Genomic DNA, 11,882 nt, shown 5'->3' on the forward strand with positions numbered 1-11,882 from the left:
AACAATTATTTTGTTTCTAAAAATGTTTAGTCCTTCTCTTGTTCTCTATGAAAGAGAAAGGCCACCGATGCGATTAAAACAGTTTTTTTGTCAAATAGTGGTGTTACACGTAAACTAGAAGAAAAGGAGGGGGTAGAGATGCTTAGGTTTGCTATTAGTGGTTATGGGCCAGCTGAAAAGGTGTTTCAAGAAATAGTAGACACACCAAGGGAGGTCACGCCCAATCATCTTCGTGTGGAATTGAAAGCGTTTAGTATCAATCCTTATGATGTCGCTTTGCGTTCAGGAAAGATGAAGGAAGTCCGAACCTTAACATTCCCTTACGTATTAGGGAATGATGGTGCTGGAATCGTGACGGAAGTAGCAAGTGACGTCGATTCATTTGCTGTGGGGGACCGTGTAGTCGTTCATCCTGTGTCAGGTGCTTACGGTGAAGAAATCGTCTTACCAGCAAGTAAAGTGGCTAAAATACCAGATGAAATGAGTTGGGGAGAAGCAGCTGCAATGGTAACGACGGGGATCACTGCTTACAATGTGATTAATCATCTGCTAACGATCCAACCAACTGACACGGTAATGGTGACCGGAGCTTCAGGAGGCGTAGGAACTAGTTTGATCCAATTACTTCATCAAAAAGGGATTCGGACGTTAGCTAGTGCATCAAAGACAAATGAAGAATTAGTCCGAAGTTTAGGCGTTACTCATTTTTCTTCTTATGATCAAGAAAATCCTGAAGAAGTATTCAGTAATCAAGCAGATATTGTGATCGATGCGACGAAAGGAAGCATCGCGGGAGACATGGCTATCAAAATTATGAAAGAAGAAGGTCATTATGTTGCGTTGAACGAATTGCCTTCCCTTGCATCTCGTCAGAAAAAAAATGGGTTTTATGAGACTTTTGTTCCTAGAAAAGAATACTCAGATCAAGAAGCTTTGACTCATTTAATTGCTGCATATAAAACAGGAAATTACCATATTTTTGTAGCAGAAGAATTAGCTGCAACTCTTGATCATTTAATCTGGGCGCACCATCAACTTGAAGGACACCCCTCTGCAGGTAAAATCGTATTAACTTATGATTAGAGCTGGGCTGGTAAAAGGAGCAAACTTTTTCTGGATGCGTTTTCTTCTTCTGATTTTTAGCATGAAAATTTCTTTCTGCTTTATTTAATGGTAAAGTGGTACATGTAAAATTTAACTATTTCTTCAATTCTATGGTCAGACAATCGGACAGTTTGACTATTATGTCTAAATTATCGAGCTTTTTGAAAAAAGGGAATTGAAAATTACATGATTTACATGGTAAAGTAATGCAGCTGAAAAAAGAAGAAGGGGATATTTATGCGGTCAATCAAAAACACATTAAAATTATATCTACTTGACTGGAAAAGAATTTTTAAAAATCCAATTGCTACACTTTTGATCATTGCAATTATGATTATCCCTTCATTATATGCGTGGTTCAACATCAAAGCGTTATGGGATCCTTACGGAAATACCGGTGAATTGCCTATTGCGGTTTACAGTGCAGATCAACCGGCAGAATTTCGAGGGAAAGAAGTCGCAATTGGGAAAGAAGTGATCAAATCACTTCATGACAATAAACAACTCGGATGGCAATTCGTTGACTCAAAAGCAGAACTGGAACAAGGGGTTCGTTCTGGGAAATATTATGCAGGAATCTACTTACCGAAGGATTTCTCAGAAGACTTGTTAAGTTTTACGAGTGGAGAGATCAGAAAGCCAAAAATCGAATACACGGTGAATGAGAAAATCAATGCGATTGCTCCTAAGATCACCGATAAAGGAGCTTCTGCGATCCAAACCCAGATTACAGATGAATTTATCAAGACGGCTAGTTCAACGTTATTGAAGGTCTTTAACGAGATCGGTTATGACATTGATTCGAATCTAGTAAGTATCAATAAGGTCAAATCAATGATACTTTCAACGGATGAGAACCTTGATACGATCGATGGCTATACGCAACAAGTACTTGATTTACAAAAACAACTACCTTCTATTAAAGAAAAGTTAAACAAAGCCAATGAATTTGTGAACTATCTCCCACAAGTCGATGAAATGGGACAAAAAGTGGTTGCACTGAATGATAAAATGCCACAGCTCCAAGAGCAAGCGAAAATCATTTTAGATTTACAACAAAAAATACCGGAAATCCAAAATGCAGGTCGACAAATTGCTGAGATCGATCAGGATTTTTCATCGATCCAAGAAACGATGGATCAAGGAATCACTGAAGCGAAACAAGGGTTGTCGATCATTCAACAAGTCCAAGAAATCTTACCTGACGTGAAGAAATTAGAAACACAAGCAAACGACCTAGCTACTCAAACAAAATCAGGTGCAGAGCAATTAAAAGACGCATTACCAGGTATCACAACAAGTGTGAATACAACGATACAATCGATTAGTCAGGTAGCAACGTCTATTGATTCATTCACAGCGAGTGTCGATCAGGCAATTGCAGATAATCAATTGACGGAAGAAGAGAAGGGAAACTTACTCAAATTATTGGATAATCTCTACAATAGTTTACCAGCACAGCAACAAGCGATTGATCAGTTGATTACCTTTTTGACACAGTTACAGAATCAAACGGGTAATACCAAACTTCAAAAAATAATTGATACATTAAATAGTATCAAACCAGTTTTAAGCGGCTTACAAAATCGCCTACCAGCGTTGAAACAAGCCATTCAAGAAGGAAATATCGATAACGTAAGAAATATCTTAGGGCAAATTCAAACTGCTGCTAAAAATGTCAATAACTTGATTGCTGGAATCGATGTGAACCAAGTCAGTTCAACCGTTGATTCACTATTAAATCAAGTCATCAGTACGATTGAAACAGCTCAAGGTGCGTTAAGCAAGGCTGACCAAATCGATTTTGATTCGCTGTTAAATTCAACAAAAGCAACAGTGACCAATGCAGTGGCGATATTAGAGAAGTACCAAAAAGAAATGCCAGCGATCGGACAAGAGATCCATGATGCAAACACCATGTTGAATGGTAATATGGAAACGATCGTCAATGGGATCAATAAAGGAGCCGATCTGTATAATAATGATTTGCCAGTGCTAGCCAACAAATTGAGTACAGCTGCTAACTTTATCCAAAATGACTGGCCAACGATCAAAAATGAAATCACAAGTACGATGACGACAGCAAATGAAAAAATGCCACAAGTCGAAACGGCAGTAAATGCAGCAGCTGATTTGATCAATAACGATTGGCCAAACATCAAGACAGGTATCCAAAAAGCAGCAGATGCTATTCGTAAAGGAGAAAAAGAAGTTGATCTAGGTGAAGTGATCAAATTATTGAAACTAGATGCCACGAAAGAGAGTGACTTCTTTACGCAACCAGTAGAATTAAAAACCAATACGATGTATCCAATTGCAAACAACGGATCGGCAAGTACGCCATTTTATACAGCACTTTGCTTGTGGGTGGGAGCTGTCTTACTCTCAAGTGTAGCGACAACCGATTATTATCTCGGTAAAAAAGAAAGAAACAATTTTACAAAACGAGAACAATTTGTTGCTCGAATGCTCACGTTCTTAACGATGGCTATCGCACAAAGTTTGATCGTTACTTTAGGAAATATCTTTTTATTAGGTGTAGATGTCCATAATCCAGTTTACAGCGTGTCCTTTGCCGTTTTGATCTCGCTAGCCTTTATGATGATCGTGTATGTTTTAGCGGCGCTATTTGATAATGTTGGAAAGGGACTTGCGATCATTATCCTCGTGCTATCGATTTCTGGCGGAGGTGGGAACTATCCTATCCAAGTATCAGGGAAGTTCTTCCAAATGATCAATCCATTCTTGCCATTCACTCATGCGGTTAATCTATTACGAGAATCAGCAGGAGGAATCTATTGGCCAAATGCTGCAAATGCGATTTGGATCATGATTGGTCTATTCGTTAGCTTTGGTGTTATTGGAACGGCTGTTGCGCCTTATGTCCAAGAAAAAATGGTCAAATTCAAAGAAGCAGCACATCAGAGTCATATTTTCCACTAGTAGTTAAAGCAATAACCAGTTTGAAAAAAGAAGACCTTGTTAGACAGAAATAGTCATGTATTTTCGTCTGACAAGGCCTTTATTTTATTAACAGAGCTTAGGTGATCAGAGGAGCTATTTTTTTCTTTTTGTAGAAACAACGAGTTTAATTGAAAAAATTGAAAATAGAAAAGTAAAGTTTGTTATGGCTGATTCCACAATGATTGATTATTGCTAGAAAAAATCACAGTCCGTTTACTTATTTTTTGGAAAGTGCTGGTTGTTCAAGTTCTACGAAAAGTAAAAGTTTTTATTGAATAGGAAAGAAAAATCTCGATGAGTGAGATGTTACATTTTTTGACAGAAAAGGAAAAAAGTCGTTGAAATGTAAGGCATTTGCTAATTTAACGTACGATTGAAAAAAATACTGTTTTTTTTCTAATTTTTTTCAATTAATTTTATGAAAGTTTATTGACTTTTATATTATGGGAGCGTACTATAACATCTTGTTTAAGATAAATTTTTTTAATTTTGACAATAATAATTTTGAAGTAAATATGTGTGTAAAGGAGTAAAAAAATTGGACTACTTAAAAAGGTTGTTAGTAGGTAAGCCGTTGAAATCTGCTGAAAACGACGAGCATAAATTAACTCGTTTTGCCGCGTTAGCATTGCTGTCATCGGATGCCCTATCATCCATTGCTTACGGTACAGAGCAGATTGTGGTTGTTTTAGTTGCCTTGTCAACTGCAGCCATTTGGTATTCACTGCCAATTGCAGCATTTGTTATTATTCTATTGATTTCATTAACTCTCTCTTACCGTCAAATCATTCACGCGTATCCTCAAGGCGGAGGAGCTTACGTCGTCAGCAGTGAAAACCTTGGGAAAAATGCCGGGTTGATCGCTGGAGGTTCCTTGTTGATCGACTATATGTTGACGGTAGCTGTTTCCGTGTCAGCTGGTGCCGAAGCGATTACCTCGGCAATTCCCGCATTGTATGGTCACCAAGTAGCAATCTCAGTTGCAATCGTATTGCTCTTGATGATGCTGAATTTACGCGGGTTAAGGGAATCGGCTTCTTTCTTGCTATTCCCTGTTTACACGTTCATCATTGTGATTACGTTGCTAATTGCGGTCGGACTGTTTAATATCATTACTGGTGCCGTACCATTACATGCAACAGCCTTACCTGGAGCTGCAATCCCAGGGGTGTCGATCGCATTGATTTTGCGAGCATTCTCTTCTGGTTCTTCTTCTTTAACAGGGGTTGAAGCAATTAGTAATGCCGTACCATTTTTCAAGAAACCTCGAGCAAAAAATGCAGCAGCAACTTTAACAATGATGGCTTTGATCTTAGGCTTCTTCTTTGTCGGTATCACGTTCATCAACTATTGGTATGGGATCGTACCTGAAAAAGAAGTTACTGTATTGTCTCAAATTGGGAAAGCTGTCTTTGGCCATGGCGTATTGTATTATGTATTACAATTTGCTACCGCTTTGATCTTGGCGGTTGCTGCCAATACTGGATTCTCTGCATTCCCAGTATTAGCATACAATTTGGCAAAAGATAAGTTCATGCCACATATGTATCAAGATCGTGGCGATCGTTTAGGGTACTCAAATGGGATCATGACATTAGCTTTTGGTTCGATCATTCTCTTATTTATTTTCCATGGTTCAACGGAACGTTTGATTCCGTTATACTCGATCGGTGTATTTATTCCTTTTGCGCTATCGCAAACAGGAATGGTCGTTAAATGGAAAAAAGAAGGAAAGAACTGGTTGGGAAAATCTATTGCAAATATCACAGGTGCGTTTATCTCTTATGCGATCATTGCGATTTTGTTCGTTTACCGCTTAGGTGATATTTGGCCATTCTTTATCATCATGCCAATTGTGATGTATATTTTCTATCGCATTCATGATCACTACAAAAAGGTAGCAGAACAGCTGCGACTGGAAACGGACGCCAAGTTACATGACTATGATGGAAATACCGTGCTGGTTTTAGTAGGAAATGTCACACGTGTTAATATCGGTGCGATCAATTATGCTCGTTCGATCGGGGATTATGTGGTGGCCATGCACGTGTCATTGGATGAAGATATAGCAAAAGAAAAAGAAATTGAAGCAGACTTTAAGAAACATTTTCCTGATGTCCGTTTTTCAGTTGTTCATTCTTCTTATCGTTCCATTGAAAATCCAATTATCCGCTACGTTGATCTGGTAAGTAAAAATGCCGCAAAACAAAACTATACGACGACAGTATTGATTCCACAGTTTGTACCAAACCGTCGTTGGCAAAATATCTTACACAATCAAACAAGTTTACGATTAAGACTTCGTTTATCTTGGCGAGAAAATATCGTGATAAGTACGTATAGTTATCATTTGAAGAAATAAATGTTAAAGACCAAAAAATGCTTGAGTGAGAAACTCAGGCATTTTTTTATTTATTTATTTTCTAATTACAAAAAAAATAAATAAAAAAGTGTCACTTAATTGATGTATTTTTTTAGTAGAACATGTTTATCCAATTTATTTGAAGGAGCTGAAAAGACAATGGCACAATATTATAGAAATACTGAAAATGGGAAAGTCTTGACGGAAGATCAATATAAAGAAATCAAGGATCAAATGGGCAACTTTCAAAAAGTATCTGACGATCAACTCAATAAGTCAGAAATGTTGATGGCTAAAATTGCTTCAGGGGATCTAAATGATTATTCTTCTTTTTATGAAATGGAAGATCTAGCTCTGGATCCAAACATCGAAGTAGAGCCGGAAAATACACTAATAGTGATCAACATGGCGGAAGATGTTCACTGCTTAGAAGTGTTCAATAAACTTAAAAGAAATGATCTAAAACCAGATGTTGAGGTTCAACAAGTAATGTTAGCTCAACGCGCGTTTGACGAAAGAGGATTTACAGTGATGGATTTTGAGAATCTTTCAGGCGAAAAGAATGAGTGGCGTGATAGTATTTTAGGTATTATCATTGGTTTTATCGGTGGTCCATTAGGGGCGATCTTTGGCTGGGCAATTGGCGATGTCATTGGTTTTGGGCAAGCGCATCATGCAGAGAAAAAATCTAAAAATGTTTTTCATTATATTGCTAACTGTATCCCAGAAGGACAAGAAGGGGTCTTAGCGATTGTCAAAGAAATGGATGCAAAGAAATTGAATGACTTAATCACTACGGAATTTGGAGGCACAATTGAACGTTTTGAACTCAATCATATCAATGAGGCAATCAAATCTATAAAAAAATAAAACGATCATTTGCAAGAAATCGGTTTGTTCGTTCGTTTCTCTTTCTTCTTTTTTCGAGTGCGGGTTTTGCCAAGGCAACAGTAAAAATGTTAGAATGACAAGGCAGAAGATAGAAAGTGAGTGACGATATGTTAACAACAGAAGATTTTGACTTTGATTTACCAGAAGAGTTGATCGCTCAAACACCACTAAAAGACCGTGACCATTCTCGGCTACTAGTTTTAGATCGTACAACTGGGGAAATGTCGGATAAACATTTCCATGACATCTTAGAAGAATTGCATCCAGGAGATGCGCTAGTGATGAATAATACACGTGTGTTGCCAGCTCGTTTATATGGTGAAAAAACTGAAACAGGTGCACACCTCGAAGTATTACTTTTGACAAATACAGAAGGAGATACTTGGGAAACGTTGATCAAACCGGCAAAACGAGCGAAGGTAGGTACACGAATTACATTTGGTGATGGTCGTTTACAAGCAGTTGTCAAAGAAGAATTAGAACATGGCGGAAGAATCATTGAATTTGAATACGAAGGTATTTTTCTTGAAACGTTGGAATCATTGGGCGAAATGCCTTTACCTCCTTATATCAAAGAACGTTTAGAGGATCCAGATCGTTACCAAACTGTTTATGCAAAAGAAAACGGGTCAGCAGCAGCTCCTACAGCTGGATTACATTTTACCAAAGAATTGTTAGCAGAAATCGAAGCAAAAGGGGTAGAACTCGTCTATTTGACACTTCACGTAGGCTTAGGAACATTCCGGCCGGTCAGTGTGGACAAGATTGAAGAACACCACATGCACAGTGAATTTTATCGTCTAACAGAAGAAGCAGCAAGTCGCTTAAATCAAGTCCGTCAAAATGGTGGCAAGATCATCGCCGTAGGAACGACTTCGATCCGTACACTTGAAACGATTGGAACTAAATTTGATGGTGAAATCAAAGCAGATAGTGGTTGGACAGATATTTTCATCACACCAGGTTATCAATTTAAAGTAGTAGAGGCCTTTTCAACAAACTTCCATTTACCAAAATCAACGTTAGTCATGTTAGTGAGTGCCTTTGCTGGACGAGAATTAACATTAGCAGCTTACCAACATGCTATTGATGAACGTTATCGCTTCTTTAGTTTCGGCGATGCAATGTTTGTCAAATAAAGATAAAAAAGCTGTTTCAATACGATTAAACAAAATGGCAGTAATTGCCCATTATAAATTATCAGTCAAAGAATCCTCAACTAGAAAAATGGGTTCTTTGACTGATTTTTTTCTATTCTTTGTTTTAGTTGGAATTAAAAAGTGTAGGAGACATGGATTCGTTTCTTGCAGAAGATAAATAAACTCAGGCGACAAAAAAAGCTAGGCTCTCGATAAGCCCAGCTCTTCGTATGCGGAAGGAATCAAATAAACAAAATAAGTGTAACTTTCCATGACCCATGCAAAGTACCGTGTTGAATTTCTTCTTGATAAACAAAAAATCTTGTTTTTGTTACATCTTCAACAGTTGAAACATCTCTTGATTCTATTCAGTTTTCAGATATTCATGTTCTTCTTTTTTACGTATCATGTTACTTCTGGTTTAGATACTGCACGATCTAACGCCTCATACGCATTCACTATTTGTAAAAGATTATACTTCACATGACCTCATTGGTGAAACCTGTACCTTTTAACAACTTTGTTTGCTTATACTAATCTATCGAGAAATTCTTTTGTTTATTTGATGGTATCCTCCTTCCTTACACTTATAATATAGCACACTTTGTTAGCGGTTGCAAAAAAGAAGCTCACGAGATATGCTTATTTTAGAGAAGCAACAAGCGGTATAGTTGAATAAGGCAATTTAACAATGGTATAGTAAAATAAGTACCTTTTTTGTGTGCTTAAAATAAAGGAGGAATAGGATGGATGATTTTAAGAAAACAGTGAAAGAAGTGGAGAGTGAAACAAAAACAACAATTGAACAGGGGTTAACGACCCAAGAAGCAGAAAAAAGAAGTCAAGAACAAGGGAAAAACAAATTTGAGGAAGCGCCTAAAGAGTCATTGGCAAAAAAGTTTTTACGAAGTTTATCTGATTTTACTACGATTATTTTACTTGTAGCAGCAGTCATTTCTTTTTATACTGCCTTTGCCACCGAACATGGGGATTTATTTGAAGGACTGTTGATTATTGCGATCGTAATCATTAATTCAGTATTAGCTATCGTACAAGAAGGAAATGCCGAAAAAGCGTTGGAATCTCTTCAGGATATGAACAAGCAAACTGCCACAGTCATCCGAGATGGCAAAGTTGAAAAAGTGGATGCTGAACACCTAGTTGTGGGAGATATTCTGCTCTTGGAATCTGGCTCAGCCATTGCGGCGGATGCTCGATTAGTTGAAACCTCTCAATTAAGAGTAGAGGAATCGGCACTGACTGGTGAAAGTGAAGCGGTCGAAAAAGATGCAGATTATGTGAGTCAAGAAGATGATGCCTTAGGTGATCAAATCAATATGGTGTTTAAAGGGTGTACAGTCGCAGCTGGTCGTGGGAAAGCGATTGTGACCGCTATCGGGATGAAAACCGAAATGGGTAAGATTGCTGGACTTTTAAATGACAACACTGCTCAAAAAACACCATTACAAATTCGATTGAATCAACTAGGCAAACGCATCAGTTTTATCGCATTAGCTGCTGCAGCGTTAGTGTTTATTATTGGTGAACTCCAAGGAGAACCCTTACTGGAAATGTTTATGACATCCATTTCTTTAGCCGTCGCTGCGGTACCAGAAACATTGACAGTTATCGTTACATTGACTTTAGCATATGGTGTCCAAAAAATGGCGAAGAAACATGCCATTATTCGTCAGCTCCCAGCAGTTGAGACTTTAGGAACAGCCAATGTGATTTGTTCAGATAAAACGGGAACGCTGACACAAAATAAAATGCGTGTCCGCCGAGTTTGGAGCAAAGAAGATGAAGTGACTGATGTAGAGGACTCAATGACCAACAGTGCGATGGAAATCTTGAAGATGGCTGCTCTTTGTACCGATGTGACGGTCGAAAAAGAAAATGATGAATTGATTGTCAAAGGAAACCCTACAGAAGCCGCGATCGTACGAGCGGTTGAAGAAAATTATCACACAAAAGAGGAATTAGAAGAAAAGTACCCGAGAGTGGCAGAACTACCCTTTGATTCAGACCGTAAGATGATGACAACGGTTCATCAAATGGGTGAAAAATACATTTCAATTACGAAAGGCGCTTTTGACGTCCTAGCTTCGCGTTTTACTTCAGGAGACATTGAACAGGCCACGATCGTCAATGACAGTTTTGGGAAAAAAGCTTTAAGGGTCATTGCGGTAGGTTATGCTACCTATGAAGAAGAACCGCAAGAAATCACTTCAGAAGCATTAGAAAAAGATTTACGTTTGATTGGTTTGATCGGCATGATTGATCCGCCTCGTCCTGAAAGTAAAGGAGCAATCAAACGAGCGAAAAAAGCAGGAATCAAAACAGTGATGATCACCGGAGACCATGTGGTAACGGCTAGCGCAATTGCCAAAGAATTAGGGATTTTATCGAATCCAGCCGAAGCACTGTCGGGCTCAGAACTACAAGCACTATCTGATGATGAATTAGACGAGCGTGTCAAAGACCTTTCTGTTTATGCTCGTGTTACGCCGGAAGACAAGATCCGGATCGTTAAATCATGGCAACGAACTGGTGCCGTGGTGGCTATGACTGGAGATGGCGTCAACGATGCACCCGCCTTGAAGGCAAGTGACGTAGGGTGTGCAATGGGAATCACTGGAACTGACGTGGCACAGAGTGCATCAGATATGATCTTGACCGATGACAACTTTGCAACGATCGTCGATGCGGTTAGTCAAGGACGTTCCGTCTATCAAAACATTCGTAAAGCAATCAACTTTTTGTTGAGTTGTAATGTCTCAGAAATTTTTATTGTGTTGATTGCAATGCTAGTGGGCTGGGGAGCACCGTTTACAGCAGTTCAATTGTTGTTTGTCAACGTGGTTGCTGATGGGTTGCCTGGATTTGCTTTGGGGCGTGAACCAGCAGAAAAAGGGATCATGGACGAAGCACCGATTCCTAAGAATGAAGGGATTTTTGCTCGAGGATTACTACAAAAAATTGCGATCAATGCGACTATATTTACGATCGTGACTTTGTTTGGTTATTATTTGGGAAGCTATGTCGATACCATTAGCCCTTGGGTCGATGCAGGACAAGAAGTTGGACAGACAGTTGCCTTTTTAGTGTTAGCATACTCGTCAATCCTCCATGTATTCAATGTGCGTAGCAGTCAGTCAATTTTCAAAGTGAACTTAGCAACGAATAAATCGTTATTGGAAATGGCGGTACTTTCATTGGTCATCACTACGGTCATTGCACTTTTACCGTTTACCCAAGAACTCTTTGGCTTAGTGCATGTTAGCTTAAACCATTGGTTGTTAGTAGGCTTTTTATCAGTCGTACCTGTGGCTGTGAATGAGTTGATCAAATTTCATCAATTGCCTGAAGCAGAAGAAGAGTAATATGGGCGTACAAAGAGCAAATATTCGCTTGATTCTTAC

At 38.6% G+C, this 11,882-nt stretch carries 6 protein-coding genes; all 6 read left to right on the top strand.

What is annotated here, in order from left to right:
* The first annotated feature begins 138 nt into the window (after positions 1-138).
* Positions 139-1,083 (top strand): NADP-dependent oxidoreductase, encoded by a 945-nt coding sequence (locus AB3I12_RS03185; protein ID WP_063626442.1) that lies wholly within the window; start codon positions 139-141, stop codon positions 1,081-1,083.
* Positions 1,084-1,341: 258 nt separating this feature from the next.
* Complete coding sequence (locus AB3I12_RS03190; protein ID WP_063626443.1) at positions 1,342-4,047, top strand: YhgE/Pip domain-containing protein; 2,706 nt, start codon at positions 1,342-1,344, stop codon at positions 4,045-4,047.
* Positions 4,048-4,606: 559 nt separating this feature from the next.
* A complete protein-coding gene (locus AB3I12_RS03195) occupies positions 4,607-6,430 on the top strand; it encodes an amino acid permease (RefSeq protein ID WP_010720326.1) in 1,824 nt (607 codons plus the stop codon).
* 159 nt (positions 6,431-6,589) lie between these two features.
* Positions 6,590-7,300, top strand: coding sequence for a hypothetical protein (locus AB3I12_RS03200; protein ID WP_063626444.1), 711 nt, complete (start codon positions 6,590-6,592; stop codon positions 7,298-7,300).
* 128 nt (positions 7,301-7,428) lie between these two features.
* Entirely contained in the window at positions 7,429-8,460 is a 1,032-nt protein-coding gene (queA, locus tag AB3I12_RS03205) for a tRNA preQ1(34) S-adenosylmethionine ribosyltransferase-isomerase QueA (RefSeq protein ID WP_010736867.1), read from the top strand.
* A 746-nt stretch (positions 8,461-9,206) separates the two neighbouring features.
* Entirely contained in the window at positions 9,207-11,843 is a 2,637-nt protein-coding gene (locus AB3I12_RS03210; RefSeq protein WP_063626445.1) for a cation-translocating P-type ATPase, read from the top strand.
* The last annotated feature ends 39 nt before the right edge of the window (positions 11,844-11,882 follow it).

Origin of the sequence: Enterococcus sp. C65 (genome assembly GCF_040887165.1) — a bacterium.
GTDB lineage: Bacteria > Bacillota > Bacilli > Lactobacillales > Enterococcaceae > Enterococcus_B > Enterococcus_B hirae.